Here is a 24,100-nt window from a genome sequence, read left to right as displayed (position 1 = left end):
CTCCCTTCTCTCCCCGCTTATTGGACTTCTGTTCTGTCCTGTTGGCCGGGCTGCATGCCCATACGAAGCAAGATCGTCGTACCGTTTCCCTCGGAGGAGTTGATATCGAGTCCATATTGGGTGCCGTACAGCAGCTTGATGCGCTTCTCCACGTTCGGCATGCCCGTCGAAGCTGCCTTGCCCGATCTTATTTTATCAATCTGCTCTTTGTCCATGCCTCTCCCGTTGTCCACGACAGTAAATTGCACTTTATCGCCGTCAGACCAGCCTTTAATTCCGATTTTCCCTCCCTGCTCCTTCTCGGCAAGCCCGTGAATAATCGCATTTTCTACAAACGGCTGCAAAAACAGCTTAGGGACCTCCATATCCAGCAGCGACTCTTCAACATCCATCTCGACATAGAACAGGTTCTCGAAGCGGCTCGACATAATATAGATGTATTTGTTCAACCAGTCCAAATCCGTCCGCAGCGGCCATGTCTCCTTCTTGTTCCTGGTCGAGGTCTGCAGCATATCCGCTAGATTGTGAATGATCAAGCTCATCTCCTGCTGGTTGTTCTCCACCGCGATCCAGTAAAGGGTCGTGAGCGTATTATAGAGAAAATGAGGATTTAACTGAAGGTTGAGCGCCATAAGCTCCGCCTCCTTTTCCCTCAGCCGCGATGCGTAATTTTCTTCAATCAACGTCTGAATACGTCCGTTCATATGATTGAAAGTTCGGATAAGATGTCCAAATTCGTCACGGCCATGCTCCGGGATATGAATATGAAAGTTGCCGCGTTCCATCAGCTTCATCGCCTTTTTCATCCGGCTGATCGGCTTCGTAATGTAGACCGACATCACATAGGCGAGAATGATAGAGACAAGCAGCATGACCACGAGAAAGAAAGAAGAATACCTGCGCAGCGCGTTTAGATCCTGCAACGCATCCTCCACGGGAATTTCGATATAGGAAATCCAGCCCGTGCTTTCCATGCGGCTGAAGCTGATGACCATGCGCTTGCCGTTAATCACCTTCTGTATGCTGCCGTTTTTCTTCGCCATGGCTTCTCCAAGCCATGACGGCGCATCAAGCCTTGCGACCCGTTCAGGATCGGAATCAATCACTACATTCCCGCTCTCGTCGACAATGCCGTACGACAAATGCTGAAACTCGCTTTGCAGCGCGTAATCCGCGAACAGCTTCCCGATATAATCGGTCGTTAAGTTTACCATTAATATCGGCTTCGGCATCGTCTGCGGCAGCGAATGGAAAATGCCTTTTTCATCGAGAAACGTAAGGTTCAATACTTTAACCGCCGATGCCAGCTTGCTAAACTCAAAGGTGAGCTCGGACATATCCTTCTCGCCTAAGGTTTCGGCAAACCGATACGTTGGAATCCATACCAGATCTCCTTTGCCGGCGACCGCTTGACGATACAAGGAGGACGCAAAAAAACCTTGCGGCATCACGAACATTCTCGCTGTGTTTCCAAAGTTATATTCAGGCGTCAAAATAAAGGAAGCATACATATCGGTGTCGCCGCCAAAATATTTGAACAGGATTTGCGTAATTCGCCGATCCGCTTTCAATAAAGATTCATTATCGCTGGCATCTACCTCGGTAATGACACGGTACAATTCATTGTCGATCGGAAGCATTTCGCTTTTGTCGCGGATATACTGGAGCTTCTCGTCGAGCAGCTGGTTATTGTTAATGACGACATTCCCAAGGCTCTCCCTTACGTTTGAGAGCATATTCCGTGAACTAATTTGATAATAGGCAAAACCAAGAATCAAAATAATGAAGCTAACCAGCACGAAATAGGAGACAAGCAGCTTGATCCGGAATTTTGCGTTGGCAGCCATTTCCGCCATTTTTCTTAGGATGCGCATCGGTTCGGCCTCGTTTAATCAGGATGAGAACATTCTCCGGAATTCTTCCGGTGAATATAAGAACATTTTTTTGAACACCTTGTTAAAATATTTAATGTCTTTATAGCCGACCTGCTTAGCGACATCTACGATTTTTAGTTCCGTCTGCAGCAGCAGGCTGCGTGCCTTTTGCATGCGCGTTTTCACCAGAAAATCGGTGAAGGAAAGGCCAAAATTATTTTTAAACAAAATGCTAAAGTAAGACGGATTATAGAAAAAACGCTGTGCGATCAGCTCCAGACCCAAATCCTCATGCAAATTCGCTTCCACGAACTCCCGGCATTTCTGCATAATCATCTCGCTGCGCGACGATTTATCTTTTTTCATTTGCTTGATCATATCCGCAAGCAAGCCTGCTGCTGTTTGCTGCGTATCCCGGAAGGATTGGGCCGCGATAATTTCTTGATCAATGCGATTCGCCAGAATACGGTACTGGTCGTCGTCAATCACCAGTTCCACGCGTTTTAAGCAGGTGAGCAGCAGCTGCGTTGCGCTGCATTTCAACCGAAAAGGCGACGGGTAAGAGGCTGCCATCTGATCCAGCAGGGAAATAAGCGACGACATAGCAAGCTCAAGCTGGCTTTCCGTCACGGCTTTCTCCAATATATCGGTATCTTTGGTTGCAACAAGAGGGCTCGCGGCATTGCTCAGCAGGTTTTGAAGCTCGCTGTCTGAGAGCCACATGCCTTCCGGAAAATAATACAAATATTGCAAAGCCAGCCTTGCGCTTTGGCAGCAAGCGCGGATATCCGTTTCTATGCATGCAAATTCCTTTCCAATCCCAGCGCTAATGGACCGGTTATACACATTCTCGACCTGATGCAGCGCCCGCCGAAGCTGGGCCAAGCCTTCTTCACTGGATACGCCCTGCCGCCAAACCGCTACGGCATAAAGCTGCTCCTTCTCATGCTCGGGCGCCACCACCATCGCTTCCGCCAAAGGGGTAAAAGCTTGTACTACCGCACGCTTCAAGATGCTCCTCCACTCGAGCTCGTCCGCTGTGCGGTCGTCAGACTTGCTTTCCAAGATCACCACCGTGCCGCTGCCGCTGTACGTAAAATGCTTTCTTACCTCGTTCCGCTCCGCGGCCTGCAATTCCTCCGTCATCCACTTATACAGCAGATGCTCCATATAAACCGGCTTCGTATGAGCCAGTTGTTCGTTCAGGCTCTTCGTTTCCAATTGAAGCGTGCTCTCTCTTCTTAGCTGCTGCTCCAAATCGGAAATGATAGGCTCTAATTGCTCGGTAATAACCGGCTTCACCAAATAGTCCTTCGCCCCGAGCCGCAGCGCCTGCTGCGCATAACCAAATTCATGGAATACGCTTACAAAAACGACCTTGGGCACGTTATTCCCTTTGTGGTTTAACGCCTTTAGAAAATCGATGCCATTCACGATCGGCATTTGGATATCTGTAAATACAATGTCCAGCGAACGGTTCTCCGCAAGCTCGAGCGCTTCCTTGCCGTTTTTCGCCTCATGCACCTTATAGTCCGGCCTTAGGGAGCGTACCATCGCAGCCAGCCCGCGCCGCTGCTTGGGCTCATCATCGACAACCAAGATTTCCATTTTAGTTGAAATCATCCTCACATCCCCTTAAAGGTATCGCGAAAAAATCATCTCCTCTTATTGTAGCGTTTAGATTTTCCATTGGGAATGTAAGCATAGGAGAAAATAGTTGGATATGGGGAATTCTTTTGGGTTTTCATCGCAAATAGCCTGCCTCATGAGGAGACAGGCTTCCATTCATTCGATATTATTTCCGCTCATTGCCGCTCGCCTACTTTGAGTTGCTAATTTTAGCCCGGTATTGCCCCGGCGTAACTCCCGTCCATTTTTTGAATGCGCTTTGAAACGCGCTGGGCTCCGAGAAATGCAGAACATAGGCAATATCGCCCACCGAATACTCCCACTTTTTCAAATAGCCCATTGCCATTTCCTTGCGAACGCGGGTGGATAGATCATTAAACGTCGTGTTTTCTGCCTTCAATTTATTCTGCAGCGTTCTTATGCTGATTCCGAAAAATGCGGCCGTTTGCTGTAACGTCGGAAAAAAAGAGGGCATGTTCTTTTTCATCCATTGGACAATTTGCTCTGAAAACACGCTTCCCTGTGTCAGTTCATCTTTTGATTCCTGCGCAATGGCTTTAAATACGCCTAGCAGCTTAGCATCGGAGTACATGACCGAATAATCCAATACTTCCTTGCCCATGCGTAAAACAGTCGCATCCCCCTCAAACCGCGGCACTTTCCCAAATGCGGTCAAATAGGGAGTCAAATCAGCCGGCGCTGCATGTTCAAACTGTATTTCGGTTAAGGGGATGCGCCGGTTGCTGAGCCTGCCGATCAAACGAAATAAAGAGCTCGCCATATCCTCCACGCAATGACGGGACATCCGCCCGGGAAACTGTAAGAACAACCGGATCAGCAACTCGTCTCCTTGTACCTCCCAGTCCAGATTGAACCCGCTGCAAAGGATGACATTATATCTTTGGTAAGCCGATAACGCTTCGGCTATCGTTAGGGAATGCATCATAACGTATCCGAGAACGCCTAAATCGACGAACTCCGTCATTTGTCCTTGATGGAGGCCGAAATAATCGTCCTGCGTGTATTCAGCGGCAGCAATCATCAACCGCTCCAATTCCTCCCCGGTTATACGGGCTTCCAAATCCTTCATGATACTAGCGTCGAACGAAGCATAGCTGCAAAACTGATCGGTATCATATCCTTTTTGTACGATTGATTTCATAATCGGATAAACCATTGAGATTGCGACCCCGTCGCTTTTCAAGCTTTATTCCTCCTTTGCGCGAATCAGCAATATTTTTGCGTCGTTGATCATTCATTTATCTCTTCATTCATACTAAGCTAATTGTAGTGCTGCATCACTATCATATATCGAAAACATGCAGGATGGACAGTGTTCATCCGAATAAGCGGCGTTAATCAGAGGAGGAACATGGATATGAAATCAAAAATTGTCGTTATAAACGGACATCCCGATTCCCAGAGCTTTTGCAAAGCCTTGTCCGAGGCTTACGCGGAAGGGGCTGCCGCCAATAGAGCTGAAATTCGAACGATTGATCTGAGCAAACTCGATTTCGAGCTGAACCTCAAATACGGATACCGGCAACGAACAGAGCTCGAGAAAGATTTGATCGAAGCCCAAAAGCTTATCAGCTGGGCCGATCATCTGGTATTTGTCTATCCAACGTGGTGGGGCGCGATGCCGGCCGTCCTGAAAGGATTTATTGACCGTGTCTTTTTGCCAGGCTTCGCTTTCAAATACCGCGAGAATTCCAGCCTTTGGGATAAGCTGCTAACCGGCAAATCCGCGCATCTCATCGTTACAATGGATACTCCGTCCTGGTATAACCGCTGGATTTACAGACGTGCCGGCCATAATGTAATGAAACGCAATATTTTACAGTTTTGCGGGATCACGCCCGTTCGCGTGACTGAGATCGGTCCGGTTAAGCCTTCATCACCGGAGCTTCGCGCCAAATGGCTGAATAAGGTGAAAGCACTCGGTTCAAAGCTGGCTTAGCACGTAACCTCTAACCGTATATGATGAGCCATATTGCAATGGGAACCTTTTTAAACTATATTCAAAAAAAGGAAACTATTCTGCTTTTTTGAGGATTCATGCATGCGGCTTATGGTTTGGAGGGGATCTAGAATGGTTAGGTTGAAGAAAATACTGAAAAATAAATTCGTCATTTTTCTTACCCTGCTTATTGTTTTCATTTACGTGAATAATAGTTCACTATTTGCAAAACAACGCAGTGATGCCCCGCTTCTGCTCGCCCACCGCGGTCTAGCCCAGACCTTTACGATGGAAGGCATCAAAAATGATACGTGTACGGCTGAACGAATCTATGAACCGGAGCATCCTTTCCTGGAAAATACGATTCCATCGATGGAAGCCGCATTTCAAGCAGGCGCGGACATCGTGGAATTCGATATCAAACCGACAAAAGACGGACAATTCGCTGTCTTTCACGATTGGACGCTTGATTGCCGGACAAATGCGACGGGATCAACCAGCGAATACACGATGGCTGAGCTTAAGAAAATGGATATTGGCTACGGATATACGGCAGACAATGGAAAAACCTACCCGTTTCGGGGGCTTGGAATGGGGTTAATGCCATCAATTGGGGAAGTACTGGAATATTTTCCGGTGGGAACTTTCTTGGTTCATATGAAAAGCAATGATCCGAAGGAAGGCGAGCATCTGGCCGAATATCTCGCGACATTGCCAAAGGAGCGTTTAAAGCAAATAACCGTTTATGGCGGAGATGAACCTATTGCCGCATTAAGAGTTCATCTACCTGATATCCGCGCCATGTCCAAAGCAATGATGAAGAGCTGCTTGCTTCCTTACATTGGAGCCGGCTGGACGGGTTATCTGCCATCAGCATGCAAAAATACGGAACTGCACATCCCTGAGAAAATAGCGCCATGGTTATGGGGATGGCCGAACCGTTTCTTGAACCGAATGGAAAATGCAGGAACTCCCGTCATTGTCGTTGGCGGTGACGGCAGCGATTTTTCAAGCGGATTTGATACCGCCGAAGATATCAAACGTCTGCCATACGGCTATTCCGGCGGCATTTGGACGAATCGTATTGACCTGATCGCTCCGCTATTTCACGGCGATAGAATGAAAGAGTGAGGCATGAACTTTTACGAATCAAAAGCCACTTCGATCCTTGGGATCGGAGCGGCTTCTTTACTTTTTTTCAATCTTCAAGCGATCACTGCTTTTTCTTAACCGATATCCATATCTCGCTTTTAAACGTCGGCGATGCGATATCCTTCGATTCGTTCCACAACATTTCGGGACCTTCTATTTGCTCATACTGAGAAGAAGGAAACCATTCGGAATAGATGCGTCCCCAAACCTCTTGCAAAGCGTCGGGAAAACGTCCAACGGCTTCAAATACAGCCCATTCGGATGCCGGCACTTCAAGCTGCGCCAGGTGAACCGGACATTCCTTCGTCGAGGCTGCGCCGATATAATGATCCAGCTCCCCTTTTTCCTCCATTCGCCCCTCCGAGAAATTCGTCGATGCGCTGATTAATCCCAATGGGGCAACATTCGAAAGGCCCTTAAGTAAACGGATCGCCTCTTCATCTAAACTTGCCCACATCGAAGCGATTTCCGGATTGACCCCATGGAAAACAATGCTGACTCTCTTCTTGATTCCGATGATCCGAAATGCTTCCTTATTTTCGATGCGAAAGTTCATTTCATTTCCTCCCTTAATGATTAACTGGAAGGTCATTCTTGGATATGCTTTTAACGGTTGACCGTTATTTCTGGCCTCTGACGGCGTTATGCCATGCAGGTGTTGGAAAGCCCTTGTAAAAGAATCGGGCGAATGATAGCCGTATTTCATCGCGATATCAATAATTTTGGCCTCTTTGGTTTGAAGCTCAAAAGCCGCAAGCGTCAGACGCCTGCGCCTGATGTATTCCGAAAGTGATACGCCTGACAGAAATGAAAACATTTTTCTGAAATGATATTCGGAGCAAAGAGCTATTTTCGCAACTTCTTTCATATCCATCTCATCCGCAAGATTCTCTTCAATATAGCTTAATGCACGATTCATAGGCTCAAGCATAACCAATAACCACCTCCCTCATTGCAAGAGTAACATGACAAACTTGAACCGGTCCGACTTTTCGTGATCCGCTTTGGACGCATGATTGCAACGCCCCTGATTTAATCAAAAAACGCGACTTGAATCAAATCCTTCGCCTTCTTCAGATTGCGGGCATCCAGCTGCTGAAGCTTGGATACGATTTCGCTTATCGTTAGCGCCTCCTGGGATAATCGCTCCGAGACCGTTGGTTCGACTGCATTCCCATGCGCCTTTGCTGCCATGTTATCTAAGGATTCCTCTTGGACCCATGATGCTTCTGACGTATCCTTCATGCACTGAACAAGAAACCGCATCTGTTCGACATCATATCGCCGGAGGAAGTTCCTTACATTATGCTCGATATGGACATGCAGCCGTTTATGCAATTCAAAAACCTGATGACCAAGCGGGGTTAACTGAAACAACACCTCTTTTTTGTTGCCCTCAAGAAATTCGGATTGTACCATTTTTTGTTCGACGAGCCTACGTGTGATCTTCGACACGCTCCCCCTTGGAATGCCGAATTGTTTAGAAATCGTGATCCCGTTTACCGGCTCCAGCTCGCCTATCGCATCTATGACATGAAGCATGATGACTGTGGATTCTTTAAGGAATTCCACGAGAATCGGATCCTTCGCCTTTGCTATCATCCATCCTCTCTCGTCGTCTTCGCCTTCGGATTGAAATCTTTTTTGCACATTTGCGACTTGATACATCATTTCTTTTATTAACAGCTGTTTCTCCAGGCTATCTGCCGCGTTAACCTGCGGATCCAAAGAATGGGTCAATGCTTATTCCCCCTATATGCAATTGCATTCAGTATACCAAGTAATGTGACTAAAATAAATATTCCCAGAAACAATATTGACAACAAGGAAACAAAACATTACGATTGTTTCACTGAATAAATATTGATTCTAGGAATCAAAAGGGAGAAGTGATTGCTTATGAATTGTGTCATTGTTTTTGATCATCCTTACGGAGCGGCTGCATCCGAAAATATCCCGCATAAAAGAAGCTACTCCGCCGCGCTTTTAGCCGCTGTCACGCGAGGACTCGCTGCAAATGGCCATACGATTGACCTCATCGATTTGCACGCGGATGGATTCAACCCCGTTACATCGGCTTCCGATCTTTCATCATGGAGGCAAAAGCAGACAAATGATCCTCTCGCAGCCAATTATCAGCAGCGCCTCATTGCGGCGGATCACCTAATTTTTATTTTTCCGATATGGTGGGAGTCAATGCCCGCACTTACGAAAGGCTTTATTGATAAGGTGTTTGTTAAAGGAATTTTATTTGATGAGCCAAAGCCCGGGCGTCCGTTTGTCAGCCTGCTTCCAAAAATAAAAGGCGTTTCTTTATTGACCGTCATGAGTACGCCTAATTTTGTATATAAGTGGATATTCGGGAATCCGATTACAAAAATTTTGTTTCGCGGCACTTTTCGTAAAATGGGGATTCGCAATCTCAAATGGCATAACTACACCGGAATGGAAGACCGCAGCTTGGAGATACGCCAGCAATATTTATTGAAGACGGAACGCCTATTTTCGAATCTAAAGTCCATTTGATCGGCAAGCAGCCGTAGAATAAAAAGCTGCACGCCATCCCCTCCGCTCGTTCCCATCGTTTCATTCATCCAGGTTCCTTCATAGATTTACCGTTGCGGAATTACTGTATACATAATACACTGTATATATCATATACTGTTTATATGATCCGCAATTATTATGAATTAAACAAGGAGAGTTGAGATGAGATGAGTAACTTGGCCATTGAAGTGACAGGCTTGCGCAAAAAATTCGGAAATCAAGCCGTTCTTGACAGCATTGATCTTGCGGTTCCTGCCGGCACGATTTATGCCCTGCTGGGACCCAATGGGGCCGGCAAAACCACGCTAATTCATATTCTGACAACACTCGTGACCGCGGATGAAGGAACTGCTAAAGTGTTCGGTTACGATGTCGCTGCCGACAAGGAAGAAGTCAAACGGTCCATTAGTCTCACCGGCCAATTCGCGGCAGTCGATGAAGTGCTCACCGGCGAGGAAAATTTACGGATGATATGCAGGCTCTCCGGGCTTACATCAGCCGAAGCCCGTAACCGGACAGCTGAGCTGCTCCGACACTTTGATTTGACGCCAGCGGCAAACAAGCGTGTAAAGACCTATTCGGGCGGTATGCGACGCCGGTTAGATCTCGCGATCAGCCTGGTAATTGACCGTCCGGTACTATTTCTGGATGAGCCAACTACAGGTTTAGATACAATGAGCCGGCGCGCGTTGTGGGAAATCATTCTGAAGCTGAAAGAACGCGGTATAACCATTTTTCTCACGACCCAGTACCTGGAAGAAGCCGATCAATTGGCGGATATGGTATCTGTCATTACCGCCGGCCGTGTCGTAGCGACCGGTACCCCGCAGGAATTGAAATCGCGCGTTGGCGGGGAAGTGCTGGAGCTGCGCGACGAGAAGGACGAAGTTATCCGGATCGTATCTACTACAGGAAGCATTCACGATGTCAGGCAAACACTCAATGAGATAGCTCAATCGGTTCCTGATCAAACGCGCATCTATCTTCGCAAAACAAGCATGGATGACGTGTTTCTTGCTTTAACAACCCAGCGAACGGAGGGAACATAGTCATGATAACCCCGCAATCTTCAAGTAAGCCCGCATCCTTCGTCACGACCAATGCGGTTTTCATCGGTCGAAGCCTTCGTCTCAGCCTGCGCAATACTGAAGCCTTAATTATGGCTATTATGCTGCCTATCATGCTAATGCTGCTCTTTACCTATGTTTTTGGAGGCGCAATCGATCCTGTCGGCAACTATGTCAATTACGTGGTTCCGGGCATCATTCTTTTATGTGCCGGATTCGGTTCGTCTTTTACCGCTGTTAATGTAGCTGAAGACATGACGAACGGCATCATTGACCGCTTCCGGACCATGCCGATTCACAGCATGAGCGTCATCACCGGGCATGTTATCGCAAGCGTTGCCCGCAACCTCTTGGCAACCGGATTAGTTATTGGCGTAGCTTATCTCGTCGGTTTTCGCCCATCCGCAAATCTATGGGAATGGATTGCCGCATTAGGCGTAATCACCCTATTCATCCTCGCCTTTACTTGGCTGTTTGCAACCATCGGTCTAGCCAGCGGCAATCCCACTGCGGCGAGCGGATATGGATTCATCTTGCTTTTTCTCCCCTACATCTCCAGCGCCTTCGTCCCGATAGAAACCATGCCGGACTGGTTGCGCGGCGTAGCGAACCATCAACCGATCACCCCGGTCATCGAGACGATTCGCAGACTGCTCACCGGCACCCCGATTCAGAATAGCGTATGGTTAGCCGCTGTTTGGTGTACAGCCATTCTCCTCGTCTCCCTCGTATGGTGCATACTGGTTTTCCGCAAGAAAGCCGCTCGCAGATAATGCGCGATGGAGATTCGTGCACAAATGTCAGATGATAAAAAAGTCTGGAACCAATTTTATTGATTTTACTGGGTTTGTCGATGCTAAAACTGTAGCCCGTTTGTAACTGTTCAAAGAAAAAAGTATTTGACTGGATGGTGAAGTGAACCCCATAGAATAGACATTGGAAAACCCCTTGGTTAATCCGATGAATTCTAAGGGGTGTATATTTGTGGTAATGAAGGGACAAAAGTTCAAGACGTATTCAGATGAAACAAAGCGTGAGGCCATTCGTTTGCATGTAGAGGAGACGTGGAGCTATCAGAAGATAAACGAACATTTTGAAATAACCCCAATCGATGGAATCAGGCTATAATTGGTAAAGTACTATTATAATAACCGCCAGGGTTGTCTACGTTTATATAACCCTTTGCAGGCCCTTCAAAAGCAACAGATATCTAAATTATATGTCAATTTTTTTAATCACTTTCGCTGGATTACCACCAACAACCACATTGTCCGGAATATCCTTAGTCACCACAGCACCAGATGCGATAACAACATTATTGCCAATAGTTACACCTGGATTAATAACAGCTCGTCCCCCTACCCATACATTGTTGCCTATTGTTACTGGCTTGCCGTATTCTGGTCCCTTGATTCGTTCATACGGATCAACAGGGTGCGTAGCCGTATATACGTGTACACCGGGTCCGAACATACAGTTATCGCCAATCCTAACCTCGCACACATCAAGAATAGTACAATCAAAGTTTGTATAGAAGTTCTCACCAACATGTATGTTATAACCATAGTCAAATCTGATGTTTGGCTCCATACCAAGGTTAGTTCCTGTTGATCCAAGCAGTTCTTTAAGTATCTTTACTCTCAGCCCATCATCCATTTCGGTAGTTTGGTTGTACATGCGCGTCATCCTTCTGCCATATGCCCTCTCACGTGTCAGTTCAGGATCCCAAGCCATATATAGTTCTCCATCCAGCATTTTTTGTTTTTCAGTTTTCATGTTTTACACCCAATCCTCTCTCGTCATAAAGTGAAGTATTCTTAATTTGTACTGGTCTAGCTGATCTGGTCAGTAACCCTGAGATGGCAATGCCAATGAGTACCGCACTCAGTGCATGCAATAACCCATAATGCTCAGTTAACCGTTTGCTTAAAGTTAGTCTTTATAAAGTTAAAAATAAAATGAAGTGAGAGCATCTACACCATTATAATTGAAAAATTCCCTGTTCTATTCGTTGGATGCAATTTTCGGCAAACTTATAGTAATCAAAGTCATGGTGACTTTCCTCCTTAGTAAGTCCGCTGTAAAACATTCCCCACGCAACCTCTCGAGCCATCGACACGAATTTCATGTCCTGTAAAATGTGGAATGTTTCCTCCTCGAAATATCCGAAGTATAACTTCAACCATTCACGCTCATCTGTTTCGCTGAACTGATTTGTAAACGGAATGAGCGTCAATTCGGAAAACACATCTCCGGCTCCAGACAACTCCCAATCAATGAATTGCAACTGTTGACCTGTGTAAATCATATTGCATAAAAAGGAATCATTGTGACAGAATTTGTTGTTATATTCTTTGTCATTACTCCGATCATGCGCGATTTTCTCTACTCGATGCAAAATTCGGTTTAATCCATCAGGATGCTTGACTTGAAACTGATCTGCGCCTTTCAAATATCCATGAATTAAATCGAAAGGAGTGCATGTTCTACTTTGATCTTCCATACGATGTATTCGTTTGAGACGATCCATTATCATTCCTTTGATATTCTCGTCTTTCAGATCATCTTTCTCAAGCATTCGACCTTCAATAAATTCCGTGACTATAAATTGTTCCGGATAATTGCTGGAAATCACTCTAGGAGCAAATCCCTCGCGGTTTGCCTTCTTCATCACTTCTACTTCAGAGCGGCGCGTCAGGTTCAAATACTCATTTTGCCTGTTATTGATGCGAAGAACGTATTTACTCTGTTTCGTTTGTATCTTGTATGTTTGGTTGCACAGTCCACCATTAAGACTTTCAAAACTTAGGAATTCATGGTTTAACTCTGGTACTTCGCGAATAATTTCTTCAACTTTTATGTTCAACAGGATTCACCCCCAATTCGATCGGAAATAAAGTAAGTTCAAGCTGTAGCGGTTGTTGAAAACGGCCTTCATCTCGACGAATTGGTTCAAAGTTCATTTAGTGCACCTCACCAAACTTATGGATTTGCAATGGCTTGCTGACGCTATACCTGAACAACTCAAAAAAGGCGTCGAATGATCTCGTCGCCTTTTTCGAATTTATGCGTTTCTGCCAAGTGCACCTATGGCTAATGCAAGAGCACCCGTAAGTCCCGCCTTATCACCTAAACCAGGCTGAACGATAAAGCTTTCCGCATCTCCGGAAAGAACGGAATGCTGCACATAACCATTTAACAACACAGCAACCTGATCACGAATCATCGGAAAAAGATGTAATTGATTCATTACGCCGCCTCCCAGAATCATTTTTTCTGGAGATAAAACAAGAATATAATTCACGAGTGCTTGGGCGATATAGTAGCTCTCCATTAGCCAAGCTGGATGCATTTCATTCAATTCGTATGCTTTCTTGCTCCAACGAGCTTCGATTGCCGGCCCGGCAGCAAGCCCTTCCAAACAATCTTGGTGAAAAGGACAATGCCCTATATATTTGTCCTCAGGATGCCGGCGAATGAGTATATGTCCCATCTCCGGATGAGTCAAGCCATGAACGAGCTTCCCTTCAACAACTGCCCCTGCCCCGATCCCCGTTCCGATCGTCATGTACAAGCAGTTATTTATGCCTTTTGCCGCTCCCCATGTAGCCTCACCCAGCGCGGCTGCATTGACATCCGTATCAAATCCGATCGGAATATCGAAATGCCGCTTTACATAATCCGTAATCGGAAAACCGCTCCAATACGGCTTAGGTGTTTTACCAACTACACCAAAGTTCGGGCTTTTGGGATTAACATCAATCGGACCAAATGTTCCTATCCCTATAGCTTGTATTTCTTTATTTTCAAAATAGTTCATTGCTTTGCCGAGCGTTTCTTCAGGTGTCGTTGTTGGAAAAGCAACACTTTCTATGATTTCTCCTTCTGGTGTTCCAATTCCGCAAACGAACTTCGTTCCTCCGCCTTCAATAGCTCCTAATAATGTCAATGAATTATACCTCGCATTCTTCTAACCATTTCTTTACACTGCTGCTGCAGAATAGATAGAATTCAAGCTATGCAAAGAAAGGGAAATCACTTTTGCACTGCCGCCGCGAACATAAATCTCCATCCCCGTACTGGATGGGTCAGGGAAAATTTGATCCGTTATCGCGATTTCCCCATCATTCGCAAAAACTTCAAGAGAGGACTGATCGACAAATAAATGCAGCTTTAACCTTCCATTCACCAGTTGCAGCGGCACTTCATGCTTGCAGCCGAATGATTCATGGAATGCTTTCTCGCCAGAAACGCAGCGGTCAATATAAAGGGATTGAGTAGTGACGTTATAAGCCACAACGGTTTCCTCATGATCAGATTTACGAAGTTTAAATCCGATTTCAGAGGCATTCCCGATTTCCAGTTCGCACTCTATTTCATAGGTATCACCTTGCATGTCTGAGAGGAGGTTTTGGTCAGGGCTTACAGTAACTTCTTCCCAAAGCTGCGTCTGTTGACGAAGCTTCTGAACGTCAGTTATCGGCTTTTGAATCAATCGAATACCGTCCCGCACGGAACGCAGAGAGAGCGATCTAGGCAAAGTCATTGCGCTTCTCCAACTATCTGTTGGCGTTAAATTCGCATATTTCCAGTTACTCATCCATCCGATAAATAGCTTCCCATTGTCCGTCCTATCCACATCCGACCAGGTTACGCCAGCATAGTTATCTCTACCGTGATCGAGCCACAATACTGTATCAGGCGAAACATCATTCGTAAAAGCTTGACCGTCAAAATGGCCTACAAAATATTGCGTTCTTGAACCTTCTTGAAATGCAGGATTATCTCCAATACTGACGATCATTACCCATTTACTATCACTTTCTTGACCTTCTACCGGCAACTCTATTAAATCCGGGCATTCCCACACACCATCATGCGAGCCTTCTACAGCTCCAAACTCACTTGCAAATTTCCATTCTATCAAATTAGGAGAAGTATAAATGTTAACCCGATCTCCAGCTGCGATCACCATGATCCAGCGTTGTGAATCGGCATGCCAAAATACCTTCGGATCACGGAAATCTATGATTTGCTCATCGCAAAGTACAGGATTGCCTTCATACAACGACCAGGTTCTTCCCTTGTCCGTGCTATAGGCAAGACTTTGCCGTTGTCTTGGTCGGTCGGAATCTGGATATTGATCAGCATGTGTAAATATAGCGACCAGACCCGGTTTGCCGGAAAAAAATCCGCTTGTATCAGCCCAGTCTACTACTGCGCTGCCGGAGAAAATAGCGCCATTTTCATCCGGCTTAAGCGCGATCGGACGATGTTCCCAGTGAATCAAGTCCGAACTTATCGCGTGCCCCCAATGCATAGGACCCCATGTCGTTCCATCCGGATGATGCTGATAAAACAAATGATATTCTCCTTCAAAATACACCATACCGTTCGGATCATTCATCCAATTCGCAGGCGGTGTAAAATGAAACTGTGGGCGATATTTTTCTCTATAATTAATCGTTGACATGTACTCCACTCCCTTAATCCTATAATGATGAAGTATGCTCTAAATTTAGAGCATACTTCTATCCAATTTATCTATTATTTATTTACCTGCATTTCGGTCATAGCCTGCTTGTTTGATAGTCAGATATTCCTGCAAGCCTAGACGATCCAATTCCTTCAAGTACTCATCCCATTCTTTGTCCACTTTCCCGTTCTCCGTCCATTCCGTACGCTTTCTGAGTACATATGGGAACAGATCAGCTTCAATGGCAGAAAGTCTTTCTGCGTCCTCCAAGGAGAAGAATACTCTTGGATAAATATTTTTAGCTTTTACATCAGGAACGTAGACTTTTTTCAGGACGTCAAGTCTCCAAGCCGCATCATCCGGTTTTGTCGTCACGCTGCCGTAATAAGAGTCTAAAATAGCTAGTGGACCGCCGACGCTCGTTTTACCTCTCAATTCGCCTGGAGCCGTACCTTCCAAAGGCAAATGCTTCAGCATTTGTGTGCTTTCATCGAATTCAAAAATATTTTGCTGCGTATCATCTCCGTAAGTACCCCAGTTGTTCTGTACCGATTGAAGCGGATCGTACAATTGATCCATCCATTTGGCAGTGGCTTCAAGATCCTTGTTTTCTTTTGTTACGACCATTCTGCCCCGGTCAAAGCCCATTCCGTTCGTTCTCGCTACGTTTTTCAAACCAGTCGGCCCAACAAGCGCAGGCATTGGCTCATATTTATCGTTTGCTCCGGTAACGTTCGCTTTGTCCCAAGTGAAATACAGCCCATAGACATCTTCTTTGCCTTTCGCGATATAAGTATTCCAGTCCTGTGTCATATACTCGACATCAATTAATCCTTCTTTGTAAAGCTCATTAAAATACTTGACTCCTTCTTTGAATCCATCATTATTCGCAGCAAAATTAACTTTGCCGTCGTCGCTTACAAGCGTCATATCCCAGTTAAGTCCCGGTCCAAACGACCCGAATAAAAATCCGATATCTTCGCCGCCGCCATTCGTGTTGATAAAGGACAATGGAATTTCGTCGGCTTTTCCGTTTCCGTTCGGATCTTTTGTCTTAAAGGCAATCAGCACTTGCTTCAGTTCTTCCGTAGTCGTTGGCATTTTCAAACCAAGCTTCTTAAGCCATTCCACATTAATCCAAGGAATATTGTTAACGGTATGAATGCTTTCCTTATCAGCACCCAGCTCCTCGATCCATGGCAGCGAATAAATGTGACCATCAGGCGCTGTAATCATTGCTTTATATTGCGGCGCTTGCTCCAGCACTTTTTTAAAATTAGGCATTTGATTTTCAATAATATCGTCAAGCGGTATGATCGTCCCGTCCTTAGCCAGCTTCAACAAGTCAAAGTCGGCTAGTCCCGCATCAAAAATAGCATCCGGAAGCTCACCTGTAGCAAGCGCCAAATTTCTCTTTTCCGCAAACACATCGTTTGTGTAGTTTTTCCAATTGATATGAATACCCGTCTTCTCTTCCATGCGTTTAAAAATAAGCTTTTCATTCGGATCCACCGGCGCCAATACATTGCTTTGCGTCATGAAATTGAGCGTAGGCTTTGAACCGCTGCTGCCCGATGCAGAATCGGCATTTTTGGAATTCGAATTGCCGCTGCACCCTGTTACTGCCATAATTGTCGCTAGTGAAATGACTGCTGCTGTTTTCTTTAAATTTTTCAAACAAAACCCTCCTCATTTTTTAGCTCTCTATATGTCAATCGATTCATTACTTTAACGAACCGACCATGACACCCTTCTCAAAATACTTTTGGAAAAACGGATACATAACGATTAACGGAAGACTTGAAATCACGATGGATGCATATTTAATGATCTCAGACAACCTTTTCATTTCGGCCATGGCCAAACGATCGGTTATCATCCCCGGATCCACTTGATTCTGAATGAGGATAGATCTGAGTACGAGCTGCAACGGATATAATTTTTGGTCTTCCAGATAGATCATGGCATCGAAATAGGAATTCCATTGACCTACGAAAGCATAGAGCGCCAGTACGAAAACAATTGGCTTAGAAAGCGGCATTACGATTCTTAAAAAAATGAGCAGCTCGGATGCGCCATCCACTTTAGCAGCCTCTTTCAGCTCTTTCGGTATTCCTTTGAAAAAGGTTCTTGCCAAAATGATGTTCCAAACATTGATAGCCGATGGAAGAATGATCGCCCAAACCGTGTTCAGCATTCCCAATTGCTTGACCACGAGGAATGTAGGAATCAGTCCCCCGCCAAAAAACATGGTGATGATAAACAAGGACATAAACGATTTTTTCCCGACAAAATCATCAATCGATAACGGGTATCCTGCAAATACGGATATAAGCACGGTAACGACTGTAAATGCAGCCGAATAATAAATAGCGTTTACGAATCCGCGCAGCATGGCCTCATTACCCAAGATGAGCTTATAGCCTTCGACGCTGTAATCAGCGAGGTTAAAAGAAATTCCTTTATTCAGTAGTGCCGTCGGTTCCATGAAGGACGCCACGACCACGTATAGCAAAGGCCCTAACACCAACAGTACAGCAAGTGTTAATAGAATATAGGTGATCATGAGAACAACACGATCCAAAGGCGTAGGCTTAATAGTCATCATGCGACTCCTTTCTTTAGTAGAGTCCGTCGCCTTCGTTTAATTTCTTAACAACGAAGTTGACAAGGACAAGCAAAATAATATTTATTACGGAATTAAATAAACCGATTGCGGCCGAGTAAGAATAGTCGCCTGCTTTTAATCCTACTTTATATACATAAGTTGCGATGATTTCAGACGTCGGCAAATTAAGTGCTGTCTGCATCAGATAGGCTTTCTCGAACCCAATCGCCATAATTCCTCCGGCAGACAAAATAAACAAAATAGCCATAACCGGTTTTAATGTAGGCAAATCAATATGCCATATCCGTTGCAATAAATTTGCCCCGTCTATGTTCGCGGCGTTATGGAGCTCTGGATCGACGCCTGCCAATGCCGCAACAAAGATAATAGAAGACCAACCTGCAGCTTGCCAAATTCCCGATAAAATATAAATCGTTCGGAAATATTCCGGATCAGACATAAACGTAATCGGATGACCGGTTGTTAACGCAATGATTTTATTAATCGGTCCGGTCGGAGACAAAAAGACAAACAGCATACCAACAATCACGACTACGGATATAAAATTCGGAGCATAGAGAACTAACTGAATATTTTTCTTAATGCCCACCTTGCGCAATTGATTCAGCATAAGCGCCAATATGATTGGTATCGGAAACGATAAGATAAGTCCATAGGCACTTAATTTAAGCGTGTTCCAAAAAATAGGCTCAAAATTAGGGGCATTTAAAAATTTCATAAAATATTCGAAGCCTACCCATTCACTCCCTAAAATCCCTTTGCTGTAGCTGTAATCTTTAAATGCGATAACTACGCCGTACATCGGTACGTATTTAAAGATAAGCGTAAGAATAACAGCCGGCGCCATCAGCAAATAAAGAAAATAGTTATTCTTTATGAACTGTGCTTTACTTTTAATGCCGCCTTGACTCCTTTTTCCGATTCTTTTACCACCCAGGTTTGACAATACCTTTTGCACTCCTTTAACCCCCGTTCTAAATATTTAAAGAAACGAAAAGTAACATTCGCACCTTTAGAAAGGGCTTACATTCGCATCTGCAAATACAATTTATCAAACAATAGTATCATTCGTCAATACATTTAACTAAATTAATTTAGTCATATGTAATAATAATTTTGTTATTTTAAACATGAAAAATGGTTTTACCCCTATAAAACCTCATTTTTATGGTTAGTTTTAATCAATTCTATCTCTTTAGATTCTCTTTAGATTTTTTATTTATAATCCACCAATCAACTATACACACAATAATATTTACATTTGTAAACATGTTTTAGAAAGAACAAACACACCAATTCAATTGTTCATTTGTAAATATAAATTGAAATTTTAGTCAATCTATAATACATTAAGGTTATAGGATTAAATAACGTTATCTATCCATAAAGGTGGAACCGTAAAAATGGCCAAAGATAAAATTACAATACAAGACATAGCGGATTCATTAGGAATTTCAAGAAATACCGCCTCCAAAGCCTTAAACGGAGTCGAAAGCATACCTGATGAAACACGTAACAAAGTAATAAAGAAAGCGATTGAATTAAAATATAAACAGTTTGCATTTGTTGACTCAGAAAGTATTATGCCAATAAAACCTGGAAATGTTGCGCTTTTAACATGTAATTTGCCTATTAGTTCCCATTTTGGATCCTTGCTTATCAGCGGTCTTGAAATTAAAATCAGCTCCGAGGGCTATAACTTATCCATTCATATTGTTCGTGAGGCGGATATTAACACTTTAAGTCTTCCGAATAACTTTGATCCGTCAAAGGTGGATGGAATCATATGCATTGAAATGTTTGATAAAAAATATAGTGAGATGATCTGCAACGTAGGCATCCCCACCATATTTATAGATGCTGCGGCTGACGTTTTTTATAGTGACTTAAAGGCTGATCTGATTCTTATGGAAAATGAATACGGGACATACGCAGTTACGAAGAAGCTCATAGACGATGGCCATACTAAATTAGGCTTCGTGGGGGATTACAACCATTGTAAGAGCTTTAATGAAAGATGGGATGGATTCAATAGGGCATTGGCAATGTCAAAGATTGAGATAAATATGTCTTATTGCGTAATCGAGGAAGATCGTTATTTTTCAGAACCCAACTTTATGGATAGACAACTGGACAAAATGAAGGAGCTGCCTACAGCTTTTGTTTGTGCAAATGATTTTATCGCGGTAAGCGTAATGAAAGCTCTAAAAAAAATGAACATACAAATTCCCAATGATATTGCAGTATGTGGCTTCGATGATGCACCGGAATCAAGAATCGTTGAGCCTCACTTGACGACCGTTCATATTTCCAACAGCGAGATGGGGTATATTGCCGCAGACATGCTGCTTTCCAGAATAAAAACACCAACAAAGCCATACCAGATTACGCATGTAAAAACAGAACTTAAATTTAGAGAGTCGACGGGTATAAAAAAAACTGATGTGGTTTAGATCATAAATAAATGGAAAATCCCTGAAACCGTTTAGCAGCTTCATACAGCTTCCATAATTCACTCAAATTCATAAAATAACCTCCCATTAGGCCTAATAAATCTAGGATTACTTCTAATGGGAGGTTTTAATCGTTTGTATTGCACTAGCATTACTCCTTAGCTGGTAGCGTCAAGTTGTTTGTGTAGTAAGTAAAAGAAAGAACAGCGGCTCTAACCTACCGCTGTTCTTTGTTTTGTAGTCCTGAGGAAACCAATCCTATCCGATTAGGATAACTTCTTGTGTTCGAGGTAATGCGCGATGCCGTCAAGAATTCGTTCCAAACCGAAATCGAAGTCGTCGCCTACCGTATTCTCGCTCTCATTCTCTCCGGTGTAAGCACCGGAGACGACGATCGGGGCCAGATCCGGAAAACGTTCCGGCTTAACCAATTGCTTAAGCGCAGCCGTATACTCAAATCCGCTTACGGCCCCAGGGCTTGATCCCGCCTGGACGGCGCGTTCCATATCCCTTTGTATAATCCCCGCTGATCTTGCGTAACTGCTTAACAGCAATATATTCGACATTTTTTCATAATCATTTAACGGGAGATCGCGCATGGACCGAAGGACCCAATCGACGATTTGAAGATTGTTTGGGGTAGTCGGAATGCTCATGATCGGGATATCGCCGAACCAAGGATGCTCCCGAAAAATAAGAATGCTGGCCCTAACGTATTCCCGCATGCTTTCACGCCATTCTGTAACCGTACCTTCAGGCGGAATCGGAATATCGCAAACCGCGTCCTGCATGAGTATGAGAAGATCTTCCTTGCTGGTAATGTACCTGTAGAGGGACATCGCCGAGTAGCCCAGGGACTGGGCAACTCGATTCATAGAGACAGCGGAAAGTCCGTCCTCGTCGGCGATTGCGACGGCCGCCTCGACAATTTGCTTGATGCTCAGCTCGCCTTTTGGTCCTCTTTTTTGTTGTTTGACGATACCCCAGCTCAATTTCACGCCATGAGGCAAATTTTTAATGGCTTCGTTATCCAAATAGTCGTCGCTCTGCATCGTTTCAAATCCCCCATGATGGTTAAACAAGTATCGGTTTATTTGCATGTCCATATCGGCTTCATAAATTGTTTACAACATAAACAGTATATCATATCGGAAAATCCAATGAAAACACCGTACCGCAAAACGTTGGGGTTGTGCTCGTATTATCCTTGCAGATGGTCTACATGGAGGGCTTGGCTCATATACATAGACGAGCCACACCCATGTTCTAGAAGAATGAACCATTTAAGAAAGGATGCGATTGCCGTCGTATGGAGCATCTCTTGCCATTAAAATTAGAGTTTCTTCTGCTTATTGGAATTGCTTTATTTTGGACAATCGTCTATATTCTCGTCATTTATAAAGGGTTCAGGGATCATTCCTGCGGAATGCCTATGGCCTCCATATGCGCCAACATTACTTGGGAATTCCTATTAACGTTTATCATGCCGTTTCATCCGCTTCAGCAAATCGTAACCTTAATCTGGTTTCTTCTAGACGTCATCATTTTGCTCCAATTTCTCTATTACTCCAAAGGTTCATACCCCAAACGGACCATTTATGCTTCCGTCCTCTCCCTGCTTGCCATTGCTTTTCTGCTGCATTACGGGATGGCGGTTGAATTCCATGATAAAATGGGGATTTATTCGGCCTTTGGCATCAATTTGCTGATGTCCATCCTCTTTATCAAAATGCTGCTGACCAAAGAGCTTCAAGGCCAATCCCTATCTATTGCATATTTCAAAATGATAGGCACCCTGTTTGCGTCCATTCTCTGCTACTCGCTTTATCCGCAATCCCTATTATTAACGATCATGTATATCTTGATCTTTCTTCTGGATATTGCATATATCCTGCTTTTCTATGGCCAGTCTATCAAAGTTGTTCACAGACCTGCTGTCCATAAAAAAACAATGTAAATATTAGAAAAACGAAACCCCTTGGCGTAAGCGTCGTGGCACTTTCTCGCCACGCCCGCAAACTCGAAGGGGTTTCTAGAGTTAAAACCATATCCTCTCGATGAACCAGTACATGCCAACCAGCGTAATTAAACCGGATAGACCATAAGCCGCCGAGCGGTACCACTGCAAGCGGCCGGCATAGACAAGGAGCGGCAGAACGACGGCAAGCACTGCGATCTGACCAATCTCTACGCCCAAGTTAAACGAGAACAGCGGTAAAATATACCCGTCTCCGAGCGCACCCCGCAGCACTTCCGCAAAGCCAAAGCCGTGAATGAGCCCAAAGGCCAGAGCGATCACCCAGCGCCATTCCATCCGTTTGAACCAAATGTTCTCCACCGCCACATAAGCTATGCTTAGAGCGATCAATGGCTCAACGATGCTTGAAGGCAGATGGATCACCTCCAGCGCGGATAAAGCGATAGTTATGCTATGCCCCACCGTAAATGCCGTCAAAATGACGAAATAATTACGCAGCCGCTGCTTCAGCAAAATCAGCGCAAGCACAAACAGCAGATGATCATAGCCTGACCAAATATGCTCCATGCCGAGCCATACGTAGTCGAACAGCGTCACGGCCCATCGCGGCAGTTTCACTTCCGTTGTTACCGTACCCGCGTCTGCTCCTTCCGCCAGCGCATAGGTAACCGTACGGTGGTTTTGATGAAATACCGTCTCGATATCGCCATTTGCAGTATGGATCGTCGAGAAATTCTGATGCTGCGGATCGAGATCTTCAAAGAAGAAATCGTACTGGATATCCAGCTTTTCCACGGGCTGCGAAAAATTATAATCGATGAGAATGCGTGCCGACGGTTTGTTTTCCTTCTCTTGGATCAATACTTCCCCGATCTTGCCTTGAACGGTTTGCCTGCCGCTGCTTACAGCTAAATGATCGGCGATCAGCCTGTCCATATCGGCTTTTGCCCAACCAGCCTCCCCTTCTTTGCGGGGCTTGGCGCCAGGATCAATAATGAATACGCCATCCGATTGGTAGTCCACCCATTGATTAATTTCTTGGGGATCCAGATACAGCTCGTATGCAACGGAGCTTCCGTCGACCGTGATGTTCGAATAACCAATCGTGTTCATATGCGCTTCGGCCTTATTGCCCGTAAACAACAGCACGGCTAGAAGAGCGAATAATGCTGAAGCCAGCTTAATTTCGGGCTTTCGTATGAATCTTTCACAATAAACCGTCATCCGTCTCATATCCTCCATCTCGAAAAGGGATGTTCCCATAAAGATAATGGAACACAGCTCCGCTGCTGAAACCATCATAACGAACGACGGTCCAATGCGGAGCTGTGTTCC

The 24,100-nt window shown here is 44.8% G+C and carries 21 protein-coding genes; 7 read left to right on the top strand and 14 right to left on the bottom strand.

Features of this window, described 5'->3' with window-relative positions; genetic code table 11:
• Window positions 1-17: 17 nt before the first annotated feature.
• From MRBLPE1_RS30640 to MRBLPE1_RS30630, 3 genes are all read right to left on the bottom strand, one after another.
• Window positions 18-1,874 (bottom strand): sensor histidine kinase, encoded by a 1,857-nt coding sequence (locus MRBLPE1_RS30640; RefSeq protein WP_364153545.1) that lies wholly within the window; start codon window positions 1,872-1,874, stop codon window positions 18-20.
• Window positions 1,875-1,892: 18 nt separating this feature from the next.
• Window positions 1,893-3,497, bottom strand: a complete 1,605-nt coding sequence (locus MRBLPE1_RS30635) for a response regulator (protein WP_364153543.1) — start codon at window positions 3,495-3,497, stop codon at window positions 1,893-1,895.
• A gap of 196 nt (window positions 3,498-3,693) precedes the next feature.
• Window positions 3,694-4,680 carry an AraC family transcriptional regulator gene (locus MRBLPE1_RS30630; protein WP_414698945.1) on the bottom strand — a complete coding sequence of 329 codons (987 nt, stop codon included), beginning with the start codon at window positions 4,678-4,680 and terminating at the stop codon, window positions 3,694-3,696.
• 201 nt (window positions 4,681-4,881) lie between these two features.
• Between MRBLPE1_RS30630 and MRBLPE1_RS30625 the strand changes: the two genes are divergently transcribed.
• Both MRBLPE1_RS30625 and MRBLPE1_RS30620 read left to right on the top strand, forming a co-directional pair.
• Complete coding sequence (locus MRBLPE1_RS30625) at window positions 4,882-5,463, top strand: NAD(P)H-dependent oxidoreductase (RefSeq protein WP_364153537.1); 582 nt, start codon at window positions 4,882-4,884, stop codon at window positions 5,461-5,463.
• A gap of 132 nt (window positions 5,464-5,595) precedes the next feature.
• On the top strand, window positions 5,596-6,594 hold the full coding sequence (locus tag MRBLPE1_RS30620; protein WP_364153534.1) for a glycerophosphodiester phosphodiesterase family protein: 999 nt from the start codon (window positions 5,596-5,598) through the stop codon (window positions 6,592-6,594).
• Between the two features lie 82 nt (window positions 6,595-6,676).
• On the opposite strand, the gene MRBLPE1_RS30615 is transcribed toward MRBLPE1_RS30620, so the two are convergent.
• A complete protein-coding gene (locus MRBLPE1_RS30615; protein WP_414698940.1) occupies window positions 6,677-7,546 on the bottom strand; it encodes an AraC family transcriptional regulator in 870 nt (289 codons plus the stop codon).
• A 101-nt stretch (window positions 7,547-7,647) separates the two neighbouring features.
• Window positions 7,648-8,355: a winged helix DNA-binding protein gene (locus MRBLPE1_RS30610; RefSeq protein ID WP_364153528.1), complete on the bottom strand. Its 708-nt coding sequence runs from the start codon at window positions 8,353-8,355 to the stop codon at window positions 7,648-7,650.
• A 159-nt stretch (window positions 8,356-8,514) separates the two neighbouring features.
• On the opposite strand from MRBLPE1_RS30610, the gene MRBLPE1_RS30605 reads away from it, so the two are divergent.
• The 3 genes from MRBLPE1_RS30605 to MRBLPE1_RS30595 all read left to right on the top strand — a co-directional run bounded on the left by MRBLPE1_RS30605 (window position 8,515) and on the right by MRBLPE1_RS30595 (window position 11,002).
• Window positions 8,515-9,141 (top strand): NAD(P)H-dependent oxidoreductase, encoded by a 627-nt coding sequence (locus tag MRBLPE1_RS30605; RefSeq protein ID WP_364153525.1) that lies wholly within the window; start codon window positions 8,515-8,517, stop codon window positions 9,139-9,141.
• A gap of 188 nt (window positions 9,142-9,329) precedes the next feature.
• Window positions 9,330-10,211 carry an ATP-binding cassette domain-containing protein gene (locus tag MRBLPE1_RS30600; RefSeq protein ID WP_364153521.1) on the top strand — a complete coding sequence of 294 codons (882 nt, stop codon included), beginning with the start codon at window positions 9,330-9,332 and terminating at the stop codon, window positions 10,209-10,211.
• 2 nt (window positions 10,212-10,213) lie between these two features.
• On the top strand, window positions 10,214-11,002 hold the full coding sequence (locus MRBLPE1_RS30595; RefSeq protein ID WP_364153518.1) for an ABC transporter permease: 789 nt from the start codon (window positions 10,214-10,216) through the stop codon (window positions 11,000-11,002).
• Between the two features lie 442 nt (window positions 11,003-11,444).
• On the opposite strand, the gene MRBLPE1_RS30590 is transcribed toward MRBLPE1_RS30595, so the two are convergent.
• The 7 genes from MRBLPE1_RS30590 to MRBLPE1_RS30560 all read right to left on the bottom strand — a co-directional run bounded on the left by MRBLPE1_RS30590 (window position 11,445) and on the right by MRBLPE1_RS30560 (window position 19,181).
• The gene (locus MRBLPE1_RS30590; protein WP_364153516.1) at window positions 11,445-12,005 is read right to left on the bottom strand and encodes a sugar O-acetyltransferase; all 561 of its coding nucleotides are present in this window, start codon (window positions 12,003-12,005) and stop codon (window positions 11,445-11,447) included.
• 205 nt (window positions 12,006-12,210) lie between these two features.
• Window positions 12,211-13,095 (bottom strand): phosphotransferase, encoded by an 885-nt coding sequence (locus MRBLPE1_RS30585; RefSeq protein ID WP_364153513.1) that lies wholly within the window; start codon window positions 13,093-13,095, stop codon window positions 12,211-12,213.
• A 198-nt stretch (window positions 13,096-13,293) separates the two neighbouring features.
• A complete protein-coding gene (locus tag MRBLPE1_RS30580) occupies window positions 13,294-14,178 on the bottom strand; it encodes an ROK family protein (protein ID WP_364153510.1) in 885 nt (294 codons plus the stop codon).
• A 33-nt stretch (window positions 14,179-14,211) separates the two neighbouring features.
• Window positions 14,212-15,702 (bottom strand): glycoside hydrolase family 32 protein, encoded by a 1,491-nt coding sequence (locus tag MRBLPE1_RS30575; RefSeq protein WP_364153507.1) that lies wholly within the window; start codon window positions 15,700-15,702, stop codon window positions 14,212-14,214.
• Between the two features lie 78 nt (window positions 15,703-15,780).
• A complete protein-coding gene (locus tag MRBLPE1_RS30570) occupies window positions 15,781-17,334 on the bottom strand; it encodes an ABC transporter substrate-binding protein (protein ID WP_414698944.1) in 1,554 nt (517 codons plus the stop codon).
• Between the two features lie 94 nt (window positions 17,335-17,428).
• Window positions 17,429-18,310, bottom strand: coding sequence for a carbohydrate ABC transporter permease (locus MRBLPE1_RS30565; RefSeq protein WP_364153502.1), 882 nt, complete (start codon window positions 18,308-18,310; stop codon window positions 17,429-17,431).
• Window positions 18,311-18,326: 16 nt separating this feature from the next.
• The gene (locus MRBLPE1_RS30560) at window positions 18,327-19,181 is read right to left on the bottom strand and encodes an ABC transporter permease (RefSeq protein ID WP_364153653.1); all 855 of its coding nucleotides are present in this window, start codon (window positions 19,179-19,181) and stop codon (window positions 18,327-18,329) included.
• 556 nt (window positions 19,182-19,737) lie between these two features.
• Here MRBLPE1_RS30560 and MRBLPE1_RS30555 point away from each other — a divergent pair.
• Window positions 19,738-20,787, top strand: a complete 1,050-nt coding sequence (locus MRBLPE1_RS30555) for a LacI family DNA-binding transcriptional regulator (protein WP_364153499.1) — start codon at window positions 19,738-19,740, stop codon at window positions 20,785-20,787.
• Window positions 20,788-21,053: 266 nt separating this feature from the next.
• Here the strand turns inward: MRBLPE1_RS30555 and MRBLPE1_RS30550 are convergent, their stop codons facing one another.
• Window positions 21,054-21,839 (bottom strand): TetR/AcrR family transcriptional regulator, encoded by a 786-nt coding sequence (locus MRBLPE1_RS30550; protein ID WP_364153496.1) that lies wholly within the window; start codon window positions 21,837-21,839, stop codon window positions 21,054-21,056.
• Between the two features lie 269 nt (window positions 21,840-22,108).
• Here MRBLPE1_RS30550 and MRBLPE1_RS30545 point away from each other — a divergent pair, with 269 nt between their 5' ends.
• Window positions 22,109-22,744, top strand: a complete 636-nt coding sequence (locus tag MRBLPE1_RS30545) for a hypothetical protein (RefSeq protein ID WP_364153494.1) — start codon at window positions 22,109-22,111, stop codon at window positions 22,742-22,744.
• Between the two features lie 81 nt (window positions 22,745-22,825).
• On the opposite strand, the gene MRBLPE1_RS30540 is transcribed toward MRBLPE1_RS30545, so the two are convergent.
• On the bottom strand, window positions 22,826-23,989 hold the full coding sequence (locus tag MRBLPE1_RS30540) for a HupE/UreJ family protein (protein ID WP_364153491.1): 1,164 nt from the start codon (window positions 23,987-23,989) through the stop codon (window positions 22,826-22,828).
• Between the last annotated feature and the right edge of the window lie 111 nt (window positions 23,990-24,100).

Source organism: Paenibacillus sp. LPE1-1-1.1, from assembly GCF_040676435.1.
Taxonomy (GTDB): domain Bacteria; phylum Bacillota; class Bacilli; order Paenibacillales; family Paenibacillaceae; genus Pristimantibacillus.
The sequence above is the reverse complement of the archived record's forward strand: the minus strand, read 5'-3'. Positions and strand labels throughout refer to the sequence as shown.

What these genes read in the sequence shown, in the direction of transcription:
- MRBLPE1_RS30600 (WP_364153521.1), top strand. Translation starts at nt 9,330, where the DNA reads ATGAGTAACTTGGCCATTGAAGTGACAGGCTTGCGCAAAAAATTCGGA.
- MRBLPE1_RS30595 (WP_364153518.1), top strand. Translation starts at nt 10,214, where the DNA reads ATGATAACCCCGCAATCTTCAAGTAAGCCCGCATCCTTCGTCACGACC.
- MRBLPE1_RS30605 (WP_364153525.1), top strand. Translation starts at nt 8,515, where the DNA reads ATGAATTGTGTCATTGTTTTTGATCATCCTTACGGAGCGGCTGCATCC.
- MRBLPE1_RS30590 (WP_364153516.1), bottom strand. Translation starts at nt 12,005, where the DNA reads ATGAAAACTGAAAAACAAAAAATGCTGGATGGAGAACTATATATGGCT.
- MRBLPE1_RS30540 (WP_364153491.1), bottom strand. Translation starts at nt 23,989, where the DNA reads ATGACGGTTTATTGTGAAAGATTCATACGAAAGCCCGAAATTAAGCTG.
- MRBLPE1_RS30555 (WP_364153499.1), top strand. Translation starts at nt 19,738, where the DNA reads ATGGCCAAAGATAAAATTACAATACAAGACATAGCGGATTCATTAGGA.
- MRBLPE1_RS30630 (WP_414698945.1), bottom strand. Translation starts at nt 4,680, where the DNA reads ATGGTTTATCCGATTATGAAATCAATCGTACAAAAAGGATATGATACC.
- MRBLPE1_RS30550 (WP_364153496.1), bottom strand. Translation starts at nt 21,839, where the DNA reads ATGCAGAGCGACGACTATTTGGATAACGAAGCCATTAAAAATTTGCCT.
- MRBLPE1_RS30625 (WP_364153537.1), top strand. Translation starts at nt 4,882, where the DNA reads ATGAAATCAAAAATTGTCGTTATAAACGGACATCCCGATTCCCAGAGC.
- MRBLPE1_RS30635 (WP_364153543.1), bottom strand. Translation starts at nt 3,497, where the DNA reads ATGATTTCAACTAAAATGGAAATCTTGGTTGTCGATGATGAGCCCAAG.
- MRBLPE1_RS30640 (WP_364153545.1), bottom strand. Translation starts at nt 1,874, where the DNA reads ATGCGCATCCTAAGAAAAATGGCGGAAATGGCTGCCAACGCAAAATTC.
- MRBLPE1_RS30560 (WP_364153653.1), bottom strand. Translation starts at nt 19,181, where the DNA reads ATGGCGCCGGCTGTTATTCTTACGCTTATCTTTAAATACGTACCGATG.
- MRBLPE1_RS30620 (WP_364153534.1), top strand. Translation starts at nt 5,596, where the DNA reads ATGGTTAGGTTGAAGAAAATACTGAAAAATAAATTCGTCATTTTTCTT.
- MRBLPE1_RS30615 (WP_414698940.1), bottom strand. Translation starts at nt 7,546, where the DNA reads ATGCTTGAGCCTATGAATCGTGCATTAAGCTATATTGAAGAGAATCTT.
- MRBLPE1_RS30570 (WP_414698944.1), bottom strand. Translation starts at nt 17,334, where the DNA reads ATGGCAGTAACAGGGTGCAGCGGCAATTCGAATTCCAAAAATGCCGAT.
- MRBLPE1_RS30565 (WP_364153502.1), bottom strand. Translation starts at nt 18,310, where the DNA reads ATGACTATTAAGCCTACGCCTTTGGATCGTGTTGTTCTCATGATCACC.
- MRBLPE1_RS30575 (WP_364153507.1), bottom strand. Translation starts at nt 15,702, where the DNA reads ATGTCAACGATTAATTATAGAGAAAAATATCGCCCACAGTTTCATTTT.